The sequence below is a fragment of the Streptomyces sp. NPDC102278 genome (assembly GCF_044766345.1).
Lineage (GTDB): Bacteria > Actinomycetota > Actinomycetes > Streptomycetales > Streptomycetaceae > Streptomyces.
Genome location: NZ_JBIWLV010000003.1, coordinates 583,700 through 608,588, shown reverse-complemented (window position 1 = coordinate 608,588; position 24,889 = coordinate 583,700). Strand labels below are relative to the sequence as shown.

Here is a 24,889-nt window from a genome sequence, read left to right as displayed (position 1 = left end):
GCCGCCCGCACCACGCGCGACGGCGGCGCCGGACCGGGTCCGACGCCGCCGCAGCGGAAAGCGAAGGTCCGGTCAGCCGCGCTTGAAGACCGCGACCGTCCGGGCCGGGACGGTGAACCGCCCCGCCCGCGTGTCGTACGCGGCCCCCTTCACGGCGGCGTCGGAGCCCGCGGCCTGAATCGGGTGCAGCGCGTAGGCCCGGCCGGCGAGGTCGGCCACCCGCTGGGACTGACCGGCCGGGGTGGCGTTGAACACCACCACCAGGTCACCGGCGGTCATGGTGATCACTCCGGGGGTCTCCTCGGTCCCGGAGAGCGGGAAGCCGATGGTCCGCTGGACGGCGTCGGCCGTGGTGAGGGCGAAAGCCGGCTCCGTCGTACGGATCCTGAGCAGGTCGCGGTAGGCGGCGGAGGTTCCGGTGGTCTCGGGGCAGCCGGGGGCCTGGCCGATCAGGAGGGACTTCGCGTACGGCCACTTGGGCCGGTTGTCGGCGGCCGGCGGGAGGCCCCGGCCGAAGCCGTTGCCGTCGCGGCAGTCCCAGTGGATGGCGTTGAACCAGTCGCCGCTGTCGAAGGAGTTGCGGTCCAGGGACTTCGAGCGCAGCAGGTCCGTGCCGGCCTGGGAGAGCGCCGGGCCCTGCGAGAGGGTCGCGGTGGCCATGGCGAGGACCTGCATGCGGGCCTTGTCGGCCTCCGGGGTGCCCTGGGGGAGCTTGAAGGTCAGGGCGTCGTACAGGGACTCGTTGTCGTGGGCGTCGGCGTAGGCCAGGGCGTCGCCGGGGGCGGCCGCGTAGCCGGCGGGGGCGCCGTTGTAGTCCAGCTCGGAGCCCTTGATCCGGCGGCCGGTGGTGTCGGTGAAGGCGTACGAGGCCAGGTTGCCGGTCAACCCGACCTTGATCAGGTCCTGGGCGTGCAGCAGCCGGGCCCGCTGCTCCTCGGGAGTGCCGTTCGCGGGCGAGGAGTTGGGGGCGGTGAACAGTCCGGAGGCGAAGCCCTGGACGCCGGGGTCCTCGTCGAAGGGGCCGCCGCCGCGGACCGCGTCGCGCGAGCGGTCGGAGAAGGTGGCGATGCCGGTACCGGCCATGTTCTTCTGCGTGGCCTGCACGAACCGGGCGTCGTCGGCGACCTCGCCGAAGTTCCAGCCCTCGCCGTAGAGGACGATCCGCTTGCCGTCGACCCCGTCCTTGGCGACGGTCAGTGCGTCGAGGGCCTTGCGCACGGCCAGGATGTTGTCCTTCGGGTGGTGCCCCATGAGGTCGAAGCGGAAGCCGTCGACCTTGTACTCCTTGGCCCAGGTGACGATCGAGTCGACGACGAGCCGGCCCATCATGGCGTTCTCCGGCGCGGTGTTGGCGCAGCAGGTGGAGGTGGCCACGGCGCCGTCGGGCAGCAGCCGCTGGTAGTAGCCGGGCACGATCCGGTCGAGGACGGACTTGTCCGACTGCCCGGCGGCCACCGTGTGGTTGTAGACCACGTCCATGACCGTGCGCAGTCCGGCGCCGTTCAGCGACTGGACCATCCTGCGGAACTCGACGGTGCGGGCCGTGCCGTTCGGGTCGCTCGCGTAGGAGCCCTCGGGCACGGTGTAGTGCAGGGGGTCGTAGCCCCAGTTGTAGGCGTCCTTCGCGGCGCCGGCGCTCACGCAGGCCTGCTGCTGTTCGCTGTCGGGGGCGTACGCCTTCAGGTCGCAGGCGGGTTCGGTGCGGTCGCCGGGCTCCTCCGGGATGGTGCCGATGTCGAAGGCCGGCAGCAGGTGGACGTAGGAGGCGCCGGCGGCGGCGAGGTCGCGCAGGTGCCGCATGCCGGCCGAGCCGGTGTCGGTGAAGGCCAGGTACTGGCCGGGGTGAGTGCTGGTGCGGTCCGCGACGGAGAAGTCCCGGATGTGGAGCTCCTGGATCTGCGCGGAGGTGAAGGGGACGGGCGCGGGCTTCTTGAGGCCCCGCCAGCCGGTCGGGGCGAGCTTCGGGTCGGTGAGGTCCACGGCCAGGCTGCGGGCCGAGTCGGTGGTCAGGGCGGTGGAGTACGGGTCGGTGACCAGGTTGCGGACCATCCGGCGGGTGCTGGGGGCCCAGACGGTGACGTCGTAGCGGTACGGCTTGCCGGTCCAGCTCCGCTCGCCGCGCACGGACCAGACGCCGGTGGCGTCGTCGCGCCGCATGGCGACGGTACGGCCGTCGAGTTCGAGGGAGACCTTCCGGGCGGTGGGGGCCCAGACCGAGAGGGTGGGCCGGCCGTCCTTGAAGACGGGGCCGAGCGGGGCCGTGGTGGCGTACAGGTCGTCGAGGACGCCGGCGAGTTGTACGCCGGTGGCGGCGAGGACGGCGCCGTTCGCGGCGCGGGCGCTCGCGACGAGTTGGCCGCGCAGTGCCTCGCGGACCCGGTCGCGGTCGCGGACGTCGACGGTGAAGGCGGCGTACGCGGCCAGGTGCGGGAACTTCTTGCGCTGGGCGGCGGTGAGTTCGGAGCGGTTCAGGCGCAGCCAGGCGGCGCCCTCCTCCCGCAGCCTTCCGTCGTCGACGGTGATCCGGCCCTCGCGGGAGGCGAGGAGCTGGAGGGAGGCGGCGGCCTCGGGGGCCTTCCAGGCGACGGTGTCGCGGTCGATCCAGACGGCCTCGGCCTTGGCGAGGTCCAGGGCGGCGGCCGAACCGGCGGGTTGCGGGAGGAGGTAGCGCTCCTTGCCGCCGAGCATCCAGACCTCGAGGCCCGTGGCCTTCAGGTCCAGCGACTGGTCGGTGGGCAGGTCCTTCTCGTCGCCCTTGTGGAGGATGTAGCTCAGGCTCTGGGCGCCTTCGGCGAGCGGGACCTCGTAGACCGCGCCGAAGGAGTCGAAGCGGGTGGGCGGCAGGGGCTTCGACCAGTCGGTGGGGTGCGCGGCGCCGGCCCAGACGTGCAGCCCCCAGCCGTCGTACGCGCCGTCGGGGCGCTGGTGGTGCAGGACGGCCTTGGTGGTGTCCTGGGGCGGTTGGGCGGGGCGTTCGGTGCGGGCCGCCTCCTTGCCCTGTTCGAGCCAGATCTCGCCGGTCCTCGTCACGTCGACGGTTCTGTCCGCGGCGACGTCCTTGTTGCCGTCCTTGTCGATGACCAGGTAGTTCACCGAGGAGGCCCCGGGCTTGAGGCGGACGTACGCGAAGGCGCCGTACGCGTCGCGCCCGGTGAACGCGTGCCCCTCCGGCCAGGGCGTGGCCTCGCCCTCGGCGATGTCGCCCCAGGCGTACAGCCGCCAGTTCGCGTAGTCGCCGTCGGGCCGGTTGTAGTGCACCACCGCGTACTCGCGCTGCGTCGCGCCGGGGGCCGGGGCGGGCGGGGCCTGGCCGGCGACGGACTCGGCGAGGGCGCTCGCGGTGCGACCGGCGGAGTCGACGACGACCGCCTTGTAGCGCAGCGGGGTACCGGGAGCGGCCGTGACGTGCTGCGTGACCTTGTACGGGGCGTGGTCGGCCGAGCCGAGGACCTGCCACTTCCCGGCGCCGACCTGGGCGGCGAAGACGACCCGGTTCAGGGAACCTCCGGTGACCTCGGCGGACAACTCGACGGTGCCGGTGGCGCCGGCGGCCGGGGCCTTCAGCGTCAGGGCAGGCCTGGTCGCGGGCGGGGCCAGGGGGGCGGTGGCCCCCAGGACCACCGAGCCCAGCGCGGGGACGGTGACGGTGAGCTTGCCGGCGGCGGAGGCCCGGACGGTCCCGGCGTAGGGGGCGCCGCCGTAGAGGGTGCGGTAGCCGGCGCTGGCGGGCGCGTCGAGCTCCACGGTGCGGGGCCCGGTCGCGTTGTTCGAGGCCACCAGGTACTCGGTACGGGTACGGGCGTCGGTCCGGGCGACCGCGTGGACGGAGTCGGTGTCGAGGCGCGCGCTCTGGACGCCGTCCCGCAGGGCCGGGTGGTCCCGGGTCAGCTTCGCGAGAGCACTGATCTGCCGGTAGAGCGGGTGCTCCGGATCGTAGGCGTCGCTCGCGTGGGTGCGCGCCGTGCCGAGCTGGTCGTCGTCCAGGTAGTCGGCGGTCCGCGAGGCGAAGAGGGGCTGGCGGGCGTCCTTGTCGCCGCCGGCGCCCGTGAAACCCTGCTCGTCACCGGAGTAGATCACCGGATTGCCCCGGGAGAGGAACATCAGCTCGTTGGCCAGCCGGTAGCGGTCCAGCAGCTCCCGCTCCCCCGCCTCGGGCCGGTCCTGCTTCAGGAAGGTCCCGAAGCGGCCCATGTCGTGGTTGCCGAGGAAGGTGACCTGCTCGTAGGCGTTCGCCTTGTCGGTCGTGTACCGGTGGTCGTCGCCCAGTACGGAGCCCATCCGCGAGGCCCCCGCGCCCTGGGAGGCGTACGCGCGGATCGCGTCCTGGAGCGGGAAGTCCAGGGTGGCGTCGAGCCGGCCGCGGGTCACGTACGGGGAGGTGACGGCGGTGTCGGCGGAGTACACCTCGCCGAACATGAAGAAGTCCTCGCGTCCGCGCTTGGCCGCGTACGCGTCGAGGGCGGTGGCCCACCGCGTCCAGAACCCGGTGTTGACGTGCTTGACCGTGTCGATGCGGAAGCCGTCGATGTCGAAGTCCCGGACCCACTTCTCATAGATCTTCTCCATCCCGTCGACCACCTCGGGACGTTCGGTCCACAGGTCGTCCAGGCCCGAGAAGTCGCCCTGCTCGGAGGACTCGCCGGCGAAGGTGGAGTCGCCCCGGTTGTGGTACATCGACGGGTCGTTGAGCCAGGCCGGGACCTTGACCTTCTTCTTCGCGTCGGGGACGACGGGGGTGCGCGGGAAGGAGTCGGCGTCCGTCGCGGGGAACTTCCGCTTCCCGTCGGCGTAGTCGGAGTCGTCGAAGGGCACCCCGTCCCTGGTCAGGTACGGGAAGGCGCCCTTCGAGAGGTAGCCGCGCGAGGCCTCGCGATGATCGACGACATCGGCGGTGTGGTTGGTGATGACGTCGAAGAAGACCTTCATCCCCTTCCCGTGCGCCTTGTCGATCAGCCGTTCCAGGTCGGCGTTGGTGCCGAAGTGCGGATCCACCTGCGTGAAATCGGTGATCCAGTAGCCGTGGTAGCCGGCCGAGGCATCGGGGCCCGCCCCCTGCACCGGCTGGTTCTTGAAGATCGGCGCCATCCAGATGGCCGTCGTGCCGAGCCCCTTGATGTAGTCGAGCCGGTCCGTCAGCCCCTTGAGGTCACCGCCCTGGTAGAAGCCCTTGTCCGTCGGATCCAGACCGGTCTCCAGCCGGGAGCCGGTCAACCCGCCCCGGTCGTTGCGCGGATCACCGTTCGCGAACCGGTCCGGGAGGACGAAGTAGAACTGCTCCCGGGTCAGGTCGTGGCGGGCCGGCTCGGCCGCCATCGCGGCGTCCGAGGGCGGGGCCGGCGGCCGGGAGGCGGCCGAGGCCGGGAGGGCGGGCAGGAGCGTCACGGCCAGGGCGGCGGCGAGCACCCCCGCGGCGGGGCGTATCAAGGCAAGGACTCCTCGGTCACGTGTCTGCGTGGGACGAGGACCGCCCGGCGGTGGCGGGGGGTGAGGTGCCGGGCGGCCCTGGTTCGGGGGCGGGATCAGTTGCGCCAGGCGTCGGTCAACGTGACCCGGCCGTTGGCGGGGACGGTGGCGGAGCGGTTGGCGCCGCTCTCCCAGGTGACGTTCCCGGAGGCGTCCTTGCGCACGTACTTGTACGAGAAGGACGTGCCGGGCGGGAGCGTGACGTCGAGCTTCCACACCGGGTAGGCCGCCGGGTCCAGCTTCGGCGCGACGGAGGCGTTCCAGTTCCCGAGCTCGGCCCGGTCACCCGTCACGTGGATGTTCTGGCCGAGGACCGTGGAGGCGTTCACGGCGAACGAGGCGCCGGCCTCCGCGGCGGGCGGCGGGGTCGTGCCACCGGCGCAGGTACGGGCGTTCACGTGCAGGGCGACCGCACTGCCGGCGCCGAGGGTGGCCGTGAACCGGCCGGCCGAGTCGACCGTGACCGTCCGTCCGCTCTGGACGTCGCAGTAACCGCCCGCCGGGAGGGACGTCTGGAAGGTCCGCGTCAGCGCCGAACCCTCGTGGTTGAGCGCCACGTACGCCTTGGCGCCGCGCCCGAACGCGATCTGGTCGCCGCCGTTGTCCCACCAGTCGGTGACGGACTGGCCGCGCGCGGCGTTGCGGAGGGCCACCATGGAGGAGATCTCCCGCCAGGCGTGCTGACACTTCCAACCGTCGACGTAACAGGCGCTCACCGAGCCTCCGTTGGGCGGACCGGCGTCCTTCTGGCTCCACTCGTAACCGGAGTGCACGTCCGGCGAACCGTACGGCCAGGCCAGCATGAACACGTTGGCGAGGGTGTAGGCGGAGCCGTCCTTGTAGCTGAGCGTGTCACCGCCGCGCTCCGTGTCGTGGTTGTCGACGAACACGGCGGACTGGCCGGAGGGCATGTACCCCCACGCCTCACCGAAGTTCTTCAGGTGGGCGAGGTTCTCGCTCTGGAAGACCCGCTTCAGATCGCGGGCGTAGCGGAACTCCTGCACGTCCCCGGTGCCGAGGTACTCGGACGGCGACACGGCCTCGCCGCCCCCGAAGATCGCCTCCTGCTTCCAGTAGGCGGCCGGGTTGGTCAGTCGGGACTTGATGTTGGCGAGGTCGGCGGCCGGCATGTGCTTGGCCGCGTCGATCCGGAAACCGTCGACGCCGAGGGAGAGCAGGTCGTTGAGGTAGCCGGCGATCCGGCCGCGCACGTGGTCCTCACCGGTGTCGAGGTCGGCGAGCTGCACCAGTTCGCAGTTCTGGACGTTGCCCCGGTCCTGGTAGTTCGAGATCGTCGCCCGACAGTCGTCCATGTCGGCGCCGGAGTAGAGGCCGGGGTAGCCGTACTTCGTGTACGAAGAGCCGCCCGTCCCGACGCCGTCGGCGGCCGCCATGTGGTTGATGACGGAGTCGGCGACCACCTTCACGCCGGCGGCGTGACAGGTGTCGACCATCGCCTTGAAGGCCGCCCGGTCACCGAGCCTCCCCGCGATCTTGTAGCTGACGGGCTGGTACGAAGTCCACCACTGATCGCCCTGGATGTGCTCCTGCGGAGGCGACACCTGGACGTACCCGTACCCGGCGGGCCCCAGGCTGTCCGTGCAGGCCCGCGCGACGGAGTCGAAGCGCCACTCGAACAACACGGCGGTGACGTCCTTGGCGCCGGGGGCGGCGGCGACCGCCCGGGGGGCCTGAACGGTGAAGGACGCGGCGACAAGTGCGGTGGCGGCGAACAGGGTTGTGGCTCTGGCGGTTCTTGCAGCACTGACGGCTCTGGCAGGCATGCGGGGGCCTCCTGGCGGAAGAGGTGGGGATTGCAGCGACGGTAGGCCCCAGGCCGAACCCCTGCAAGAGCTTGCGCAAGGGATTGCAGAATTGTTTCGTCGAGGTGTCCCGACTTGTGCCGGAACGCCGCCGGGGTGGGGGGCGGGGGGCTTCGTGCGGGTGGGGGCTTCGTGGGTGGGGCGGGGGTGGGGTGGGCGGTGCCCCGCCGGATCGGGGCTGTGAGGGGTTGGGGGCGTCCCGTCAGCACACTTGCTCTCGGCTCAGCGTCTACAGGCCGCCTGGGGCTGGGCACAAGCAGCGGTCCGGGAGGTGCGTGCGCAGGGGAGAGGCGCCTGCGGGTGATCAGGGGCGCACCGGTGGATCGTTGGGCGCTTGACGTCAATCAGGAACGACTGGACCGTCTTCTGTTGCCGTCAAGCCCTCACGGCAAGCAGGCAGGGCGCCACGTCATGGCCTCGGGTGGCTTGTCCCCGACCACAGGTGGGCCGCAGACGCCGAGCCGAGTCCCACCGAACAACGTCCTGTCGCGGCCTATGTCCAGCGCACGACGGGTTGCAGACGCTTGGCCGAGAGCAAGGGTGTAGCGATCTGTCGCGACCTCGGGCGGGGCCGCCCGTCACATCTTGATGTGCTGTTTGAGCGGGTCCTGCGAACGGAGTCTCCCCACCCTTCTCCGACGGGCCCGCTCTCCCTCGGATCCCCCCAACCCCTCACACCCCCGACCCGGCAGGGCACCGCCCACCCCCACCCCCGCCCCACCCACGAAGCCCCCACCCGCACGAAGCCCCCGCTCAGTCCCCCGGCCCCTGGCCCGTCGAGCCTCTCACCACCAGTTCCGGTTGGAAGACGTACTCCGTGCGCTGGACGGGCGTTCCCGACACCGCTTCGAGCAGGGCGCCCACCGCGGCCGTCGCCATCGCGCGGACCGGTTGGCGGACCGTTGTCAGCGGCGGGTCCGTGAAGGCGATCAGCGGGGAGTCGTCGAAACCGACGACCGACACGTCCTCCGGTACGCGCAGCCCCCGCTCGCGGGCCGCGCGGATGACCCCGAGCGCCATCGGGTCGCTGCCGCAGACGATGCCGGTGCACCCGCGGTCGAGCAGGGCTCCGCCCGCCGCGTGGCCGCCCTCGACGGTGAACAGGGTGCGCTGGATGAGCCCTTCGGCGGCGGCCGAGGGCAGGGCGGCGGTGAAGCCGGCCTCCTTGCGCGCCGAGGGGACGTAGCGCGTCGGCCCGATGGCCAGGCCGATGCGGCGGTGCCCGAGGTCTTCCAGGTGCCGGACGGCCATGTCGGCGGCCGCCCGGTCGTCCGGGGAGATGAAGGGCGCGTTGACGTGCTCGTTGAAGCCGTTGATCAGGACGAACGGCACTCCCCGGGAGGCGAGCCGTTGGTAGCGCGAGGGGTCGGTGGTGGAGTCGGCGTGCAGGCCGGACAGGAAGACGATGCCGGTGACCCCCCGCTCCTCCAGTTGTTCGACCAGCTCGTCCTCGGTGGCCCCGCCCGGCGTCTGGGTACAGAGCACCGGCGTGTACCCGTGCCCCGCCAGCGCCTGCTCTATGACCTGCGCGAACGCCGGGAAGATGGGGTTGGTGAGCTCCGGGATGAGCAGGCCGACGAGACCGTTGCTGCGGCGTTTGAGCCGCACCGGGCGTTCGTAGCCCAGCAGGTCGAGCGCGGCCAGCACCTTGTGCCGGGTGCCGGCCGCGACGCCCGCCTTCCCGTTGAGGACGCGGCTGACGGTCGCCTCGCTGACCTGGGCCTGCGCGGCGATGTCCGTCAGCCTGAGGGGGTTGGTCACCCCTGCCACCACACCGCCGTGTCGCCGGGCAGTACGTCCGCGTCGGTCAGCTCGGCGCTGGCCAGCAGCGCCGTGCCCGGCAGGTACATGCGTACGGGCTCACCGGTGGTGTTGACCGTGCAGGTGAACGCGCCGCGACGGAAGGCCAGTACGCCTTCGGGGGCTTCCAGCCAGTGCACGGAGTCGCCCGCGCCCAGGTCGTCCCGCTCGCGGCGGATGCGCAGCGCGGCCCGGTACAGCTCCAGCGTGGAGTGCGGGTCGCCGGTCTGCGCCTCGACGCTCAGGCCGGCCCAGTCGGCGGGCTGCGGCAGCCAGCTGCCGCCGCTGCCGAAGCCGTACGGGGCCTGCTCGCCGGACCACGGGATCGGTACGCGGCAGCCGTCGCGCAGCCCGTCCTGGCCGTTCTCCTTGAAGAAGGACGGGTCCTGGCGGACGGCGTCGGGGAGGTCGGTGACCTCGGGCAGACCGAGTTCCTCGCCCTGGTAGACGTACGCCGACCCGGGCAGCGCCAACATCAACAGCGCGGCGGCCCGCGCCCGGGCCAGACCCCGGGCGCCACCCCCGTAACGGGTGACGTGCCGCACCACGTCGTGGTTGGACAACACCCACGTCGTCGGCGCGCCGACGGGCCGCATGGCGTCGAGGGAGTCGTCGATGGCGGAGCGCAGCGCCTCGGCGTCCCAACCGGTGTTCAGGTAGTGGAAGTTGAAGGCCTGGTGGAGTTCGTCGGGGCGCAGGTACAGCGCGGTGCGGTCGGCGCTGGGGGTCCAGGCCTCGGCGACGCCGATGCGGTCGCCGGCGTACTCGTCGAGGACGGTGCGCCAGGAGCGGTAGATCTCGTGGACGCCGTCCTGGTCGAAGAAGGGGAGGACCTGGTTGCCGAGGAGCTTGAGTTGCTCGTCGCGGCCGAGGTCGGGCAGGCCGGGGGCCTTGACGAGGCCGTGGGCGACGTCGATGCGGAAGCCGTCGGCGCCGAGGTCGAGCCAGAACCGCAGGATGGAGCGGAACTCGTCCTGGACGGCGGGGTGTTCCCAGTTGAAGTCGGGCTGCTCGGGTGCGAAGAGGTGCAGGTACCACTCGCCGTCCTCGACGCGGGTCCACGCGGGACCCCCGAAGATCGACTCCCAGTCGTTGGGGGGTCGGGATCCGTCGTCGCCCTGGCCGGGCCGGAAGTGGAAGCGTTCGCGCAGCGGGGATCCGGGCCCTTCGCGGAGCGCCTGCTTGAACCATTCGTGCTGGTCGGAGCAGTGGTTGGGGACGAGGTCCACGATGATGCGCAGGCCCAGGGCGTGGGCTTCGCGGATCACGGCGTCGGCGTCGTGCAGGGTGCCGAACATGGGGTCGATGGCCCGGTAGTCGGCGACGTCGTATCCGGCGTCGGCCTGCGGGGAGGCGTAGAAGGGGCTGAGCCAGACGGCGTCGACGCCCAGTTCCTTGAGGTAGGGCAGTCGGCTCCGGATGCCTTCGAGGTCCCCCATGCCGTCCCCGTTGGAGTCGGCGAAACTGCGCGGATAGACCTGGTAGATCACCGCTTCTCTCCACCAGCCGGGCTGGGTACCGGTCGTGGTGGGGAGGGCGTCGGCGAGGTGCTGGGTCATGTCGTCCTTGAAGAGATCGGGCCGGTGATGCGGGAGCAGGCAGGGGTGGTCAGCCCTTGGTCGCGCCTGCGGTCATCCCGGCGACGAGGTGACGCTGGGCGAAGAGGAAGAAGACGGCGGCGGGGATGGCGATGAGGACCGAGGCGGCTGTCATCGCTCCCCAGTTGGAGGTGTACTGCGTGACGAAGGTCTGCAGTCCGCCGGCCAGGGTGAGGTTCTCGTCGCCGACCATGAAGGCGGAGGCGTAGGCGACTTCGCCCCAGGCGGTGATGAAGGCGTAGAAGCCGGTCACGGCGAGGCCGGGCTTGGCCAGGGGGAGGATCAGTCGCCAGAAGGTGCCGAAGGGGTTGAGGCCGTCGACCCGGCCGGATTCGTCGATCTCCACCGGGATGGTGTCGAAGAAGCCCTTCATCATCCAGGCGCAGAAGGGCACGGCGATGGTGAGGTACGTGATGATCAGGCCGACGGGCTGGTTGAGCAGGCCGAGCTGTCCCATGAGGTTGTAGAGCGGGACGATGAGGATGGCCATGGGGAACATCTGCGTGATGAGCAGGGTCCACATCAGCGGTTTCATGCCGGGGAACTTGAACCGGCTGACGGCGTAGCCGGTGGTGGCCGCGATGAACACGCCGAGGATCGTGGTGACGCCGGCGACGAGGACGGAGTTCGCGAACCAGGAGAAGAAGGAGGTCGACTCCACCAGGTAGCGGTAGTTGTCGAGGGTGGGTTCCTTCACGAAGTCGGTGCTGATGGCGTGCTTCGCGGGCTTGATCGAGGTCAGCAGGACCCACAGGACCGGGAAGACGGCGATGACGGACGCGACGACCAGGGTGGCGTGCAGTCCGACGGAGGCGGTCGGGGAGCGGCGTCCCCGGCGGGGTCCGGCCCCCTGTTCCTTGTTCGTGGCGGTCGACACGGTCACCACACCTCTCCCTGCTTGCGCAGCGAGCGCCGGTAGACCAGCGCGAAGATCATGAGCAGGGCGAGGATGAGCACGCCCCAGGTGGCGGAGCCCGCGAAGTCGCGCGGGCTGGCCACGAAGGCCTGGCGGAAGGCCTGGGTCACCAGGATCTCGGTGGAGTCGCCCGGTCCGCCCCGCGTCAGCAGGAAGATCACCGGGAACATGTTGAAGGTCCAGATGGTGGAGAGCAGGATCACGGTCATGCTGACGGCGCGCAGGCCGGGCAGGGTGATGTGCCGGAACCGCTGCCAGGGGGTGGCGCCGTCCATCTCGGCGGCTTCGTAGAGTTCGCCGGGGATGGACTGGAGGCCGCCGAGGAGGGCGACCATCATGAAGGGGACGCCGAGCCAGACGTTGACGGTGATGACGGAGACCTTGGCCCACGTCGGGTCGTCGAGCCACGGGATGGCGGCGATGCCGCCGCCGTCGAGCAGCTTGTTGAGGATGCCGTTGTCGCGGTTGAAGAGGAACCGCCAGGCGAAGACGGAGACGAAGCCGGGCACGGCCCAGGGCAGGATGAGTGCCATCCGGTAGGCGGCGCGTCCCTTGAAGTCCCGGTTGAGCATGGTGGCCAGGGCCAGTCCGAGCGCGAAGGTGATCGACACGCACAGGACGGTCCAGCTGACCGTCCACACCAGCCGTTGCAGGAACACCGGGTCGGAGAGGACGGCCGCGTAGTTGTCGAGGCCGACGAACTCGTAGGTGGCCTCGATGTGGTTGGCGCCGATGGTGCGGCCGACGTTGCGCTCGTTGGCGTCGGTCAGCGACAGGTAGACGCCGCGGACGAGGGGCCAGCCGATGATGACGCCGAGGACGAGCACCACGGGGGTGATCATCGTCCAGGCGTACCAGTGGGTGGCCAGCGCGCGCTTGAAGCCACCGCGATTCCCGCTGTCAGTCCTGCGGCTCCGGCCGCGGGCCGCGATGTCGACGCTCTCGGCGCCGTCATCGTTGCCCGCGGCCTTCGCCACCGACTGGCTGGTGTGAGCAGCCATGGTCTTGTCTACTTCCAGCCCTTGAGGATCTTGCGGAACTCGACGCCGGCCGCCTTGGCGGCGTCCTCGGGGCTTGCCGCCCCGGTGACCGCCTTGGTGTATTCGACCTTCAGCGGCTCGAAGAGGGAGCCGTTCTCCGGGATCCAGGCGCGTTCGACGGCCTTGTCGACGGCCGGCTTGAAGAACTGGACCATCTCGCTGCCCTTGACGTCCGGCTGCTCGTAGGCGGCCGTGCGGGTCGGGAGCAGGCTCAGGTCCTTGGCGGACTGGACCTGGACCTCCTGGGAGGTCATGTACTCCACGAAGGCGTGCGCGGCGGCGCGGTTCTTGGAGCCGGCGTAGACGGCGAGGTCGTGGCCGCCCTGCGGGGCGCCGGCCTTGACGGAGCCGGCCGGGACGGCTGCGACGCCGAGGTTGGCCTTGTCCTTGAACTGGTCGCCGGCGTAGCTGTCGGCGACGGCCCAGGGGCCGTTGATCATCATGGCGACCTCGCCCGACTTGAAGGCGGTCTGCATGTTGACCCAGCCGTCGGTGGCGTTGGTGATCGCCGCGCCGGAGGTGACCAGGTCGCGGGCGGTCTTGAAGGCCTTGACGCCGGCGGCGTTGTCGACGGTGACCGTCTTGGTCTTCGCGTCGACGAGGTCGCCGCCCTCTCCGTAGATCAGCGGGAGGAACCAGTAGGAGTCGTCGCCGCGCAGGTACAGGCCGGCCTTGCCGGTCTTCGCCTTGATGGCGGCGGAGGCGGTCTTCAGCTCCTCCAGGGTGGTGGGGGGCTTGACGCCGGCGTCCGCGAGCATCTTCTTGTTGTAGAAGAGGCCGAGGGTGTCGATGACCTGCGGGACGGCGTAGGTCTTGCCCTCGTACTTGCCGCTGGCCGCGGCCTGCGGGAGGAACTCCGCGTCCACCTTCTTGGCGGTCTCGGCGGGTACCTCGTCGAGGTAGCCGAGGGAGGCGAAGTCGGCGACCCAGCCGACGTCGGCGCGGATCACGTCAGGGGCCTCGGAGCCGCTGGTGAAGGCGTTCTTGGCCTTGTTCTGCGCGTCGCCGTACGGGACGTTGACGTACTTGACGGTGACCTTGGGGTGCTTCGCGGTGAACGCCTCGGCGATCTTCTGGAAGCTGGCCTTCTCGGCGTCGTTCGAGGTGTCCCACCACGTCACCGTGCCGGTCAGCTCACCGCCGGCCTTGGTGTCGCCGTTGTCGTTCCCGCTGTCACCGCTGCAAGCCGTCGCCGCGAGCGCCAGGGCCGCGACCAGCGCGGTGGCCGCTATGCCACGCCGCATATGAACTCCTTCGATGATCCCGGCCGCTTCCTCGCGGTCCCGAGTTGCCAGGAACGTAACAAGACTGAAAGCCGACCGAAAGACCTTGCGGCAATTTTCTGCAAGCGATGGTGATCGTTACATCCGTGTGTCCGTACGGTTGCCGCAGCTTGCTGTTCGTTCGAGCCGACTTCGAGTCCACGGGCCCGCAACCAGGGGGTGCGTCCCCGCGTTGACCCCGGCATGACCCATGAGCTGACCGCGCCCCGGCTTGCAAGCGCTTCCAGCGACACCGGCGCGGGCGACGGCTGGTGGCGCGATGCCGTCATCTATCAGGTGTACGTGCGCTCCTTCGCCGACAGTGACGGCGACGGCGTCGGCGATCTGAACGGGGTGCGCGAGCGGCTCCCCCACCTGGCCCGCCTGGGGGTCGACGCCGTGTGGCTGACCCCCTTCTACGTCTCCCCGCAGGCGGACGGCGGCTACGACGTCGCCGACTACCGGGCCGTCGATCCGCTCTTCGGCGACCTTTGCGACGCGGCCGAGCTGCTGCGGGCCGCGCACGCCCTGGGGCTGCGGGTCATCGTGGACGTGGTGCCGAACCACACCTCCGCGGAGCACCCCTGGTTCCGGGCGGCCCTGGAGGATCCCGCCGCCCGGGGGCGGTACCACTTCCGGGCGGGGCGGGGCGCGGCCGGCGAGCTGCCGCCCAACGACTGGGAGTCGATCTTCGGGGGTCCCGCGTGGACCCGCGTCGAGGACGGCGAGTGGTACCTGCACCTGTTCGCGCCCGAGCAGCCCGACCTGGACTGGGACCACCCGGAGGTGGCCGCCGAGTTCGCGGACGTGCTGCGGTTCTGGCTGGACCTCGGCGTGGACGGGTTCCGGGTGGACGTGGCGCACGGCATGGTCAAGGCGCCCGGGCTGCCCGACATCGGTCACGCCGCCCAGGCCACCCTGATCGGCACCGAGCCGCTCCCCTTCTTCGACCAGGACGGGGTCCACGCGATCCACCGTTCCTGGCGGCGGCTCCTCGACGCGCACGAGGGCCCGCGCCCGGGGGTCGCGATCGGGGTGGCGGAGGCCTGGGCCCCGACCTCGGAGCGGCTCGCTCTGTACGTCCGGCCCGACGAGCTGCACCAGGCCTTCAACTTCCGTTTTCTGAACTGCCCGTGGGACGCCGTGGCGATGCGGGTCGTCATCGACGAGTCCCTGGCCGCCACCGCCTCGGTGGGCGCGCCGACGACGTGGGTGTTGTCCAACCACGACGTGGTGCGGCACGTCACCCGTTACGGGGGTGGCGCCCGGGGTCTGGCCCGGGCGCGGGCCGCCGCGCTGTTGATGTTGGCGCTGCCCGGGTCGGCGTACGTCTACCAGGGCGAGGAACTCGGTCTGCCCGAGGTCACCGACCTCCCCGACGCCGTCCGCCGGGACCCCGCGTTCCATCGCGGGTCGGGGCAGGACGGGCTGCGCGACGGCTGCCGGATTCCGATCCCCTGGTCCGGCGAGGCGCCTCCGTACGATTTCGGGCCGGGCGGCAGTTGGCTGCCGCAGCCCGCCGACTGGGCGGGGCTGAGCGTCGCCGCGCAGACCGGCGACCCGCACTCCACGCTGGAGCTGTACCGGGCGGCCCTGGAGCTGCGGCGCGCGTTGCCCGGGCTCGGTTCCCCGGACGCGGGGGGCCTGACGTGGCTGCCCGCTCCGGAAGGGGTGCTGCTGTTCACCCGCCCCGGCTTCGCCTGCACCCTCAACACCCGCTCCCGGGCGCTCCAACTCCCCTCGCCGGGGCGGCCGGTGCTCTCCAGCGCGCCCGTGGAAACGGACGGTCGCAGTGTCCTGTTGCCCGCGGACTCGTGCACGTGGTGGGCATTGTGACGTGTGACCGGTACAGTCCAATCCCGTGACCGCACGGCTAGCCGACATCGCAGCCCAGGCGGGGGTCAGCGAAGCCACAGTCAGCCGCGTGCTCAACGGCAAGCCCGGTGTGGCCGCAGGCACCCGCGAGTCCGTGCTGGCCGCGCTCGACGTGCTGGGCTACGAGCGGCCCGTGAAGCTGCGCCAACGCAGCGCCGGGCTCGTCGGTCTGATAACCCCCGAACTCGACAACCCCATCTTCCCGGCGCTGGCGCAGGTCATCGGGCAGGCGCTGACCCGGCAGGGGTACACCCCGGTGCTGGCCACGCAGACGCCCGGCGGGTCCACCGAGGACGAGCTGACGGAGATGCTGGTGGACCGCGGGGTCTCCGGGATCATCTTCGTGTCCGGTCTGCACGCCGACACCACGGCCGACATGGGGCGCTACGACCAGCTCCGCGGGCAGGGCGTTCCGTACGTCCTGATCAACGGCTTCTCCGACAAGGTCCAGGCTCCGTTCGTCTCGCCGGACGACCGGGCGGCGATGCAGCTCGCGGTGACGCACCTGACGGCGCTCGGGCACACGCGGATCGGTCTGGCGGTCGGCCCGAAGCGGTTCGTGCCGGTGTTGCGCAAGATCGAGGGTTTCCGGCTCGGCATGAAGGAACGGCTGGGGCTCGGCGAGGCCGAGATCGAGGAGCTGATCCAGCACTCGCTGTACACGCTGGAGGGTGGCCAGGCCGCGGCGACCGCGTTGATCGCGCGGGGGTGCACGGCGGTGGTGTGCGCGAGCGACATGATGGCCCTCGGTGCGATCCGGGCCGCGCGGCAGCGGGGTCTGCGGGTTCCGCAGGACGTGTCGGTGGTGGGCTTCGACGACTCCCCTCTCATAGCGTTCACGGATCCACCGTTGACCACGATCAGGCAGCCGGTGCAGGCCATGGGGCAGGCGGCGGTCCGGACCCTGCTGGAGGAGATCGGCGGTACGCCGGCCCCGCACAGCGAGTTCGTCTTCCTTCCCGAGTTGGTGGTCCGCGGGTCGACCGCGTCGGGGCCCAGGCAGCGGCGTACGCCCTGAGGGGGATCCCGTCATCCCCGGGGTGGAGCGGGCGGGTCGAAGACGGTCCCACGGGATGATCGAAGGCGAGTACGCATCTGGCAGACTCCTCTCCCATGGGTGAAGCGAGCGTGAAGACACTGGAAACCCGGACGGACGTCTCGTCACCCACCGTGACCGAGAGCGAGGCCCGCCCGGCCGCCGATCGTTCCCTGCTCACCCGGCTCCGCTCGCCCCGCCGGCCCCGGATCTGGTTCGAGGTCCTGCTGATCGCGGTCAGTTACTGGACGTACTCGCTGATCCGCAACGCCGTCCCGGAGCAGAAGGCGGTCGCGCTGGCGAACGCCGACTGGATCTGGGGCGTCGAGCGCACCCTGGGCATCGCCGTGGAGCAGTCGATCAACCATGCCGTCAACTCGGTGACGTGGTTGATCGTCGGCATGAACTACTACTACGCCACGCTGCACTTCGTCGTGACCATCGGTGTGCTGGTGTGGATCTACCGCTTTCACCCGGGGCGTTACGCGGCCACCCGCACGGTGCTCTTCGCCACCACGGGCGTGGCCCTGGTCGGCTACTTCTTCTACCCGCTCGCGCCGCCCCGGTTGATGAACGGGCAGGACTTCATCGACACGGTGCTGGTGCACCACACCTGGGGTTCCATGGCCTCGGGCAACCTCAAGCACATGTCGAACCAGTACGCCGCCATGCCGTCGATGCACATAGGGTGGTCGCTCTGGTGCGGGCTGACGATCTTCGCGATCGCCTCGGCTCCCTGGGTCCGGATCCTGGGCCTGCTGTACCCGACGGCGACGCTGGTCGTCATCGTGGCCACCGCGAACCACTTCTGGCTCGACGCCGTGGGCGGCATGCTCTGCCTGGCCTTCGGATACGCGCTCTCGCGCGCCTGGTACGGGTCGCTCCCGCACCGGTTGCCCCGCCACCCCCGGGCCGTGGATCGGCATCCGGTGGCGGCGGCGCTGGCGAACCGCCTCTCGCGCTGACCGTTCTACCGCGCTGTGCCGCGCCCGCGCCTCATCGGCCCGCGCGGTGCGTGATCCGGCCGCCCGACATCGTGAGTCGGATCGGCGCCTCGGCCACTTCGTCCGGCGCCGAGTCCACCGGGTCGAGGGCGAAGGCCGTCAGGTCCGCCCGGAAGCCGGCCGCGACGCGGCCCGCCACCCTCTCCTCCCCGGCCGCGAGCGCGGCGTGCGAGGTCATGCCCTCCAGTGCCATCAGCCCGGTGAGGGCGGCTCCCGTCGAGGCCGCGCCGAGGGGGCTGCGGGCGATCGCCAGGACCCGACGGGCGTCGTGGTGGGCGATGGGCCAGTCGGAGCCGAGGGCGAGCACCGCCCCGGCGTCGCGCAGGTCCCGGCAGCGCCAGGCCCGGGCCGCCCGGTCGTCCCCGAGTCGCTTCGACCATTCGTCGCTGTGGTCGGCCCGGGTGTACGCGGTGTGCGGCGGCTGCATCGAGGCGATCACCCCGAGTTCCGCGAACCGCTTCAGCTGGCCGTCGGGGACGGTCTCGATGTGCTCGATCCGGTGCCGCGCCCGGGTCTGCGGTCCCAGGTCGGCGACCGTGTCCAGGACGTGCCGGACGGCGGCGTCCCCGATGGCGTGGGTGGCGGTGGCGACGCCGGCCGCGTCGAGGGTGCGTACCGCCCGGGAGTAGGCGCGCGGGTCGGGCCAGAAGGCGTCCGTGCCCTGGCCGTGGCAGTCGGCGTGTTCCAGCCAGGCCGTTCCGCCCTCGACGGTGCCGTCCATGAAGAACTTCACCCCGCCGATCCGCCAGTGGCGGCCCCGGAGGAGTTGGAGTTCGATCAGTTCCTCCAGTTCGTCGGGGCCGGCGCCCGGCATGCACCAGGGGGACAGCCGCAGGCGCAGCGGCAGGTCGCCCTCGTACTCGACGGTGGACAGCAGGGCCGGTACGTCGCCGTCGCCGAGGTCCATCACGTGGGCTCCGGTGAGTCCGCCGGCGGCCATCTCGGCGAGGAGGGCGAGGAGGCGGCCTCGGCGCTCGGCGGAGGAGGGCTTGGGGACGAGGGCGCCGACCAGGTCCATCGCGGCGTGTTCGACGAGGTGGCCGGTGGGTCGGCCCTGTGCGTCGCAGACGATCTCGGAGCGCTGGGCGAAGGTGCGCGGCCCGGTGATGCCGGCGGCCCGGAGGGCCGCTTCGGAGGCGAGGGCGGAGTGGCCGTCGTACAGGCGCAGGAAGGCGGGGGCGCCGGCGAGGGCGTCCTCGATGAGGGAGCGGTCGACGGGGCGGCCGCCGAAGGCGTTGTGGTCGAGGCCGTGGCCGACGATCCAACCTGCGGGTCCGCGGTCGGCGGTGCGCAGGGCGGCGCGGAGTTGGTCGAGGTCCCGGACGGCGGAGAGGTCGGTGCCGGTGGCCATCTCGATGCCCCAGACGGGGTGGCTGTGGGCGTCGGTGAGGCCGGGGGTGAGGGTGGCGCCGTCGAGGTCGATCACCTCGGTTGCGGGTCCGCGCCAGTGCCGTACGTCGTTCTCGTCGCCGACGGCGAGGATCTCGCCGTCGCGGACGGCTACCGCGCGGGCCTCGGGGCGGTCGGGGTCGAGGGTGCGGACGCGGGCTCCGGTGAGGACGGTGTCGGCAGCGGGCACGGCTCTTCTCCTTCGGGGTGTACGCGGGTGGTGGGCTCTTCGGCGAAGCGGGCGTAGATCTCGGGGCGGCGCTTCTTCAGGCGGCGGGCGAGGCCGAGTCCGCCGAGGAAGACGGCGGGGACGACGGCCACGAGGATCGTGTTGACGGTGGGCGAGGCCAGGGTGAACAGGTCCACCTTGGAGGTGACCAGGAAGATCGCGACGGTGAGCAGGGCGGCCGCGGCGACCGGCGCGATCAGGGTTCGCCAGGGGCCTTCGTCGTGGGGGACGCGGCGGAAGTAGACGGGGATGGCGATGGCGGCCAGCAGCATCAGTGCCATGAGGCCGATCATGCCCGGGGTGTTCACCCAGAGCAGCAACTGCTGGTACGGGTCGGCGTCGGCGAGGGCGAATCCGAGGACGATCACCGCGCCGAGGACGGTCTGGGCGACGCCGGCCACGTACGGGGAGCCGTGTCGGGGGTGGATCCTGCCGAGGGCGGCGGGCAGGACGCCTTCCTCGGCGAGGGCGAGGCCGTAGCGGTTGATGGCGTTGTGGAAGGCGAGGAGGGAGGCGATGACGCTGGTGACGATGAAGACGTGCATCAGGTCGGCGGCCCACGGTCCGACGTAGGTGCTGATCGCGGCGAAGAAGAGGCCGCCGGGGTCCTCGGCGGCGGCCGCGACGACGGCGTCGGCGCCGAAGGCCTGGATGACGGTCCAGACGATGAAGGCGTAGAAGAGGCCGAGGAAGGCGACGGCGATGTAGGTGGCGCGCGGGATGGTCCGGTCCGGGTCGCGGGCCTCGCGGCGGTAGATGACGGTGGACTCGAAGCCCGTGAAGGCGGCGAAGGCGAAGGCCAGGACGGCAGCGGTGCCGGGGACGAGGATCGCGCCGGGTGCGAAGGAGCCGGCGGACAGGCCGTGGGCGCCGCCCTGGAGGAGTACTCCGGCGGCGAGCAGGACGAGTATGCCGGTCTCGGCGACGAGCAGGACGCCGAGCAGTTTGGCGCCGAAGTCGATGGAGCGGAAGCCGCCGTACCAGATGAGGGCGAGGCCGACGAGGGAGACGGGCAGCCAGGGGACGTCCGGGCCCCAGAGGGCGTGGGCGGTGTCGGCGGTGGTGGTGCCGAGGAGGCCGTAGACGCCGATCTCCATGCCGTTGTAGCCGACGAGGGCGAGGAGGGCGGCGCCGATGCCGACGTGCTTGCCGAGGCCGCGGGTGATGTACGCGTAGAACGCGCCGCCGCTGCGGACGTGGCGGCTCATGGTGGTGAAGCCGACGGCGAAGACGGCGAGGGTGAGCCCGGCGAGGAGGTATCCGGCGGGGGCGCCGATGCCGCCGAGGAGGATGGCGACGGGGGCGACGCCGGCCATGACGGTGAGGGGGGCGGCCGCCGAGACGACGAAGAAGGAGATGTCGGCGGTGCCGAGGGTGGCGCGGCGCGGGACGGGGGTGGTTCCGGCGGCCGGCGGTTCCGGCGTTTGGGGCATGCGGAGGCACCCTTCTGCGAACGGCGGGCGACGGGGAAGGAAAACCTAAAGGCTTTCGGTTTGCGGCAATGTAGCCTCCCGTTTTGGCGTACGGGAAGACCTGACGGCGGGAGAAAATCGATGGCACGGCCGCGCACCCCCATGCTCGACCGGGAGCGGATCGGCACGGTCGCACTGCAACTGGTGGCGGATCAGGGTGAGTTCAGCGTTCCGCAGATCGCCCGGGCGCTGGGGGTGCAGACCGCTTCGGTGTATCACCACGTGGACGGTCGGGCCGGGGTGGTGGAGCTGGTACGCGAGCGGGTCTGCGCCGCGATCGACGGCGGCTCGCTGGAGGGCGGCCCCTGGGACCGGGCCCTGGAGGCCTGGGCGCGGTCCTACCGGGCCGCCTTCGCCGCCTGTCCGAAGGCGATCCCGCTGTTGATGACGACGCCGGTCCGGGCGCCGATGGTGCTCGCGCAGTACGAGCGGGCCGTGGCGCTGCTGCTGGCGGCGGGCTTCCCGGTGGAACGGGTCATGCCGCTGCTGACCGGGCTGGAGAACCTGGTGCTGGGCTCGGCGCTGGACCTGGCGGCCCCGGAGGCGATGTGGGAACCGACGCCGGGGACCCCGCTGCTGGCCGGGGCGCTGGCCGTGCACGGGGCGGCGGCCGGGGCGCCGGGGCGCGCGGACGCCGCCTTCGACCTGGGCCTGGCCGCGTTCCTGGCGTACGCCCGAGGTCTCCTGGCGACCCCGCCCGCCTGAGGGCCGGGGCGGTGCCGGGCGGGCCGCGGGCGGGGCCGGGGTCGGGAGCCGTGGAGCAGCCGGGGTCAGGAGCCGTAGAAGAGTTCGTCCACCACCGCGCGGGCCCGGCGGGTGATGCGGCGGTAGTCCTCCAGCATGTCGCCGGCCGTGCCCTCGGCGTAGCCGAGGTAGCGGCCGACGGCGGCCAGTTCCCGCGCCTCGGACGGGAAGGTGTCCCCCGCCCGGCCGCGCACCAGCATCACGGCGTTGCGGACCCGGGTGGCGAGCACCCACGCCTCGTCGAGGATCTGCGCCTCCTCGGTGGGGATCAGCCCGGCGGCGTGGGCGGCGGCGAGGGCTTCGCGGGTCCGGGTGGTGCGCAGGCCGGGTTCGGCCCAGGCGTGCCGCATCTGCATCAGTTGGACGGTCCACTCGACGTCGCTGAGCCCGCCCCGACCGAGCTTGGTGTGCAGGGTCGGGTCGGCGCCGCGCGGCAGCCGCTCGGACTCCATGCGGGCCTTGAGCCGGCGGATCTCGCGTACGGCGTCGTCGCCGAGGCCCTCCACGGGGTAGCGCAGCGGGTCGATCAGGTCGATGAAGCGGGCGCCGAGTTCCCGGTCGCCGGCGACGGTCGCGGCCCGCAGCAGGGCCTGGGACTCCCAGGTCAGCGACCAGCGGCGGTAGTAGGCGGCGTAGGAGGGCAGGGTGCGCACCAGTGGGCCGGAGCGGCCCTCGGGGCGCAGGTCGGCGTCGATGAGCAGGGGCGGGTCGGCGGACGGCAGCTGAAGGAGTCTGCGCATTTCGGAGACGACGGCCTGGGCGGCCTTCGCGGCCTCCTGTTCGTCGACGCCCTCGCGGGGTTCGTGGACGAAGAGCACGTCGGCGTCGGAGCCGTAGGCGAGTTCGTGGCCGCCGAAGCGGCCGACGCCGATCACGGCGAACCGGGTGGGCAGGGTGTCGCCCCATTCGGCGCGCACGGCGGCGCGCAGGGCTCCGGCGATGGTGGCGGCGGTGAGGTCGGAGACGGCTGAGCCGACCCGGTCGACGAGTGCCCCGTGGTCTTCCTCGGCCGGGTTGTCCTCGGTGCCGTAGGAGCCGATGATGTCGCCGGCGGTGGTGCGGAACAGTTCGCGGCGGCGCACGCCGCGCGCCGCGGCGACGGCGGCTTCGGCGTTCTCGGCGCGGCCGACGGCGGCCAGCACCTCCTGTTCCAGGGCCTCGCGGGTACGGGGCTGGAGGCCTTCGGGGTCGCCGAGGAGGGCGACCGCCTCGGGGGCGCGCATCAGCAGGTCGGGGGCGAGCCGGCCGGCGGACAGGACGCGGGCGAGGTTCTCGGCGGCGGCGCCCTCGTCGCGGAGCAGGCGCAGGTACCAGGGGGTCTTGCCGAGGGCGTCGGAGACCTTGCGGAAGTTCAGCAGGCCGGCGTCGGGGTCGGCGGAGTCCGCGAACCAGCCGAGCATGACCGGGAGCAGGGTGCGCTGGATGGCGGCCTTGCGGCTGACTCCGGAGGCGAGGGCTTCGAGGTGGCGCAGGGCGGCCGCGGGGTCGGCGTAGCCGAGGGCTTCGAGGCGCTGGCCGGCGGCGCGCGGGGAGAGCCGGGCCTCGCCGGGCCCGAGCTGGGCGACGGCGTCGAGGAGCGGCCGGTAGAAGATCTTCTCGTGCAGGCGTCGGACCACCGAGGCGTGCCGGCGCCATGCCTTGTTGAGTTCGGCGACGGGTTCGGTGCGCAGGCCCATGGAGCGGCCCAGGCGCCGCAGGTCGTTCTCGTCCGCGGGGACGAGGTGCGTGCGGCGCAGCCGGTAGAGCTGGATGCGGTGTTCCATGGTGCGCAGGAAGCGGTACGCGTCGTGGAGCTGGGCGGCGTCGGCCCGGCCGACGTAGCCGCCGGCGGCGAGGGCGTGCAGGGCGTCGAGGGTGGTGCCGGAGTGCAGGGTGGCGTCGGTGCGGCCGTGGACGAGTTGGAGGAGTTGCACGGCGAACTCGACGTCGCGCAGGCCGCCGGGGCCGAGTTTGAGTTCGCGGTCGACTTGGGCGGCGGGGATGTTGTCGACGACGCGGCGGCGCATCTTCTGGACGTCGGGTACGAAGTTCTCGCGTTCGGCGGCCTGCCACACGAGGGGGCTTATGGCTTCGATGTACTCGCCGCCGAGCGTCTCGTCGCCGGCGACGGCCCGGGCCTTGAGCAGGGCCTGGAACTCCCAGGTCTTGGCCCAGCGCTGGTAGTAGGCGAGGTGGGAGGCGAGGGTGCGGACCAGCGGACCGTTTCTGCCCTCGGGGCGGAGGTTCGCGTCCACGGGCCAGATGGTGCCCTCGACGGTGGTCTCGGAGCAGATCCGCATCAGGTGGGAGGCGAGGCGGGTGGCGGCCTGGACGGCCTGGCCCTCGTCCTCGCCGTTCGGACTGTCCCCGACGAAGATCACGTCCACGTCGGACACGTAGTTGAGTTCGTTGCCCCCGCACTTGCCCATCGCGATGACGGCGAGTCGACACCGGGCCGCGTCCTCGGGGGCCGCGGCGGTGGCGATGCGCAGGGCCGCGCGCAGGGTGGCGGTGGCGAGGTCGGCGAGTTCGGCGGCGACCTGCTGGACGTCGGTGGTGCCGCAGACGTCGCGGGCGGCGATGGAGAGCAGGCAGCGGCGGTAGGAGACGCGCAGTTGGACGGGGTCGTGGGCGTCGGCGAGCCCGCGCTCGAACTCGGCGAGTCCCGGGTGCAGGTCGGCCGCCTCGTAGGTGACCAGGGCCTGCCAGTCCTGCGGGTGGCGGGCGAGGTGGTCGCCGAGGGCCTCGGAGGCGCCGAGTACGCCGAGCAGTCGGTCGCGCAGCGGTTTGGCGCTGACGAGTGTGTCGAGGAGCACGGGGAGTTCCTCGGCGCTCTGCGCCTCCGCGAGCCGGACGAGCCCGAGGAGGGCGAGGTCGGGGTCGGCGGTGGCTCCGAGGGCGTCGAGGAGCACGGGGTCGGCCCGTACGGCCGACAGCGCGTCCGCGTCGAGTAGTCGGGCGGCGCCCGAGGGGTCGGTGAACCCGCTGCGGAGCAGCCGGATGAAGGTGCTGCTCCTGCGTCCCGGGACTGTCATCCCGCCGCCTCCCGCGTGCGTCGCCGCCGGTGGCCCGGCCGGCTCTGGGGCGAGCCTAGCCGGAGCGGGCGGTCGGCTCACCGGGGGCGCGGGGGGCGGCACGTCGGTACAGATGCGTCACATATGCGACACACACCACGAGGCGGCTTTGTCCGTTTATCTGACGATCCATGGGGATGTATCAGTGGTCTCCACCACATCCGCATGCCCCCTACACGGTGGGG

The 24,889-nt window shown here is 71.8% G+C and carries 14 protein-coding genes; 4 read left to right on the top strand and 10 right to left on the bottom strand.

Annotated features, from left to right (window positions below):
• Positions 1-72: 72 nt before the first annotated feature.
• From pulA to ACIRO3_RS11765, 7 genes are all read right to left on the bottom strand, one after another.
• Entirely contained in the window at positions 73-5,424 is a 5,352-nt protein-coding gene (gene pulA / locus ACIRO3_RS11795; RefSeq protein WP_404135121.1) for a pullulanase-type alpha-1,6-glucosidase, read from the bottom strand.
• A gap of 95 nt (positions 5,425-5,519) precedes the next feature.
• Positions 5,520-7,247 carry a carbohydrate-binding module family 20 domain-containing protein gene (locus ACIRO3_RS11790; protein ID WP_404135119.1) on the bottom strand — a complete coding sequence of 576 codons (1,728 nt, stop codon included), beginning with the start codon at positions 7,245-7,247 and terminating at the stop codon, positions 5,520-5,522.
• A gap of 792 nt (positions 7,248-8,039) precedes the next feature.
• On the bottom strand, positions 8,040-9,056 hold the full coding sequence (locus tag ACIRO3_RS11785; protein ID WP_361785832.1) for a LacI family DNA-binding transcriptional regulator: 1,017 nt from the start codon (positions 9,054-9,056) through the stop codon (positions 8,040-8,042).
• The gene (locus ACIRO3_RS11780) at positions 9,044-10,645 is read right to left on the bottom strand and encodes an alpha-amylase family glycosyl hydrolase (protein ID WP_404135114.1); all 1,602 of its coding nucleotides are present in this window, start codon (positions 10,643-10,645) and stop codon (positions 9,044-9,046) included. The genes ACIRO3_RS11785 and ACIRO3_RS11780 overlap by 13 nt, the downstream gene beginning before the upstream one ends.
• A 49-nt stretch (positions 10,646-10,694) precedes the next feature.
• The gene (locus ACIRO3_RS11775) at positions 10,695-11,567 is read right to left on the bottom strand and encodes a sugar ABC transporter permease (RefSeq protein WP_404135112.1); all 873 of its coding nucleotides are present in this window, start codon (positions 11,565-11,567) and stop codon (positions 10,695-10,697) included.
• Complete coding sequence (locus ACIRO3_RS11770) at positions 11,564-12,601, bottom strand: sugar ABC transporter permease (RefSeq protein ID WP_361785825.1); 1,038 nt, start codon at positions 12,599-12,601, stop codon at positions 11,564-11,566. The genes ACIRO3_RS11775 and ACIRO3_RS11770 overlap by 4 nt, the downstream gene beginning before the upstream one ends.
• Positions 12,602-12,609: 8 nt before the next feature.
• Complete coding sequence (locus tag ACIRO3_RS11765) at positions 12,610-13,884, bottom strand: extracellular solute-binding protein (protein ID WP_361785822.1); 1,275 nt, start codon at positions 13,882-13,884, stop codon at positions 12,610-12,612.
• A 222-nt stretch (positions 13,885-14,106) separates the two neighbouring features.
• Here ACIRO3_RS11765 and ACIRO3_RS11760 point away from each other — a divergent pair, with 222 nt between their 5' ends.
• The 3 genes from ACIRO3_RS11760 to ACIRO3_RS11750 all read left to right on the top strand — a co-directional run bounded on the left by ACIRO3_RS11760 (position 14,107) and on the right by ACIRO3_RS11750 (position 17,778).
• On the top strand, positions 14,107-15,738 hold the full coding sequence (locus ACIRO3_RS11760) for a glycoside hydrolase family 13 protein (protein ID WP_404135108.1): 1,632 nt from the start codon (positions 14,107-14,109) through the stop codon (positions 15,736-15,738).
• Between the two features lie 25 nt (positions 15,739-15,763).
• Positions 15,764-16,795: a LacI family DNA-binding transcriptional regulator gene (locus tag ACIRO3_RS11755; protein ID WP_366001028.1), complete on the top strand. Its 1,032-nt coding sequence runs from the start codon at positions 15,764-15,766 to the stop codon at positions 16,793-16,795.
• A 95-nt stretch (positions 16,796-16,890) separates the two neighbouring features.
• Entirely contained in the window at positions 16,891-17,778 is an 888-nt protein-coding gene (locus ACIRO3_RS11750) for a phosphatase PAP2 family protein (RefSeq protein ID WP_404135104.1), read from the top strand.
• A 31-nt stretch (positions 17,779-17,809) separates the two neighbouring features.
• On the opposite strand, the gene ACIRO3_RS11745 is transcribed toward ACIRO3_RS11750, so the two are convergent.
• Positions 17,810-19,396, bottom strand: a complete 1,587-nt coding sequence (locus tag ACIRO3_RS11745) for an amidohydrolase (protein ID WP_404135102.1) — start codon at positions 19,394-19,396, stop codon at positions 17,810-17,812.
• Positions 19,318-20,868 carry an APC family permease gene (locus ACIRO3_RS11740; protein WP_404135099.1) on the bottom strand — a complete coding sequence of 517 codons (1,551 nt, stop codon included), beginning with the start codon at positions 20,866-20,868 and terminating at the stop codon, positions 19,318-19,320. Before ACIRO3_RS11740 ends, ACIRO3_RS11745 begins: the two co-directional genes overlap by 79 nt.
• 120 nt (positions 20,869-20,988) lie before the next feature.
• On the opposite strand from ACIRO3_RS11740, the gene ACIRO3_RS11735 reads away from it, so the two are divergent.
• The gene (locus ACIRO3_RS11735) at positions 20,989-21,612 is read left to right on the top strand and encodes a TetR/AcrR family transcriptional regulator (RefSeq protein ID WP_404135096.1); all 624 of its coding nucleotides are present in this window, start codon (positions 20,989-20,991) and stop codon (positions 21,610-21,612) included.
• A gap of 65 nt (positions 21,613-21,677) precedes the next feature.
• Here ACIRO3_RS11735 and ACIRO3_RS11730 read toward each other — a convergent pair whose 3' ends face one another.
• Positions 21,678-24,665 (bottom strand): bifunctional [glutamine synthetase] adenylyltransferase/[glutamine synthetase]-adenylyl-L-tyrosine phosphorylase, encoded by a 2,988-nt coding sequence (locus ACIRO3_RS11730; RefSeq protein WP_366001025.1) that lies wholly within the window; start codon positions 24,663-24,665, stop codon positions 21,678-21,680.
• Positions 24,666-24,889 lie beyond the last annotated feature (224 nt).

Coding starts and splice junctions, on each gene's coding strand:
- ACIRO3_RS11790 (WP_404135119.1), bottom strand. CDS start 7,247: ATGCCTGCCAGAGCCGTCAGTGCTGCAAGAACCGCCAGAGCCACAACC.
- ACIRO3_RS11780 (WP_404135114.1), bottom strand. CDS start 10,645: ATGACCCAGCACCTCGCCGACGCCCTCCCCACCACGACCGGTACCCAG.
- ACIRO3_RS11770 (WP_361785825.1), bottom strand. CDS start 12,601: ATGGCTGCTCACACCAGCCAGTCGGTGGCGAAGGCCGCGGGCAACGAT.
- ACIRO3_RS11765 (WP_361785822.1), bottom strand. CDS start 13,884: ATGCGGCGTGGCATAGCGGCCACCGCGCTGGTCGCGGCCCTGGCGCTC.
- ACIRO3_RS11760 (WP_404135108.1), top strand. CDS start 14,107: ATGACCCATGAGCTGACCGCGCCCCGGCTTGCAAGCGCTTCCAGCGAC.
- ACIRO3_RS11750 (WP_404135104.1), top strand. CDS start 16,891: ATGGGTGAAGCGAGCGTGAAGACACTGGAAACCCGGACGGACGTCTCG.
- ACIRO3_RS11740 (WP_404135099.1), bottom strand. CDS start 20,868: ATGCCCCAAACGCCGGAACCGCCGGCCGCCGGAACCACCCCCGTCCCG.
- ACIRO3_RS11735 (WP_404135096.1), top strand. CDS start 20,989: ATGGCACGGCCGCGCACCCCCATGCTCGACCGGGAGCGGATCGGCACG.
- ACIRO3_RS11730 (WP_366001025.1), bottom strand. CDS start 24,665: ATGACAGTCCCGGGACGCAGGAGCAGCACCTTCATCCGGCTGCTCCGC.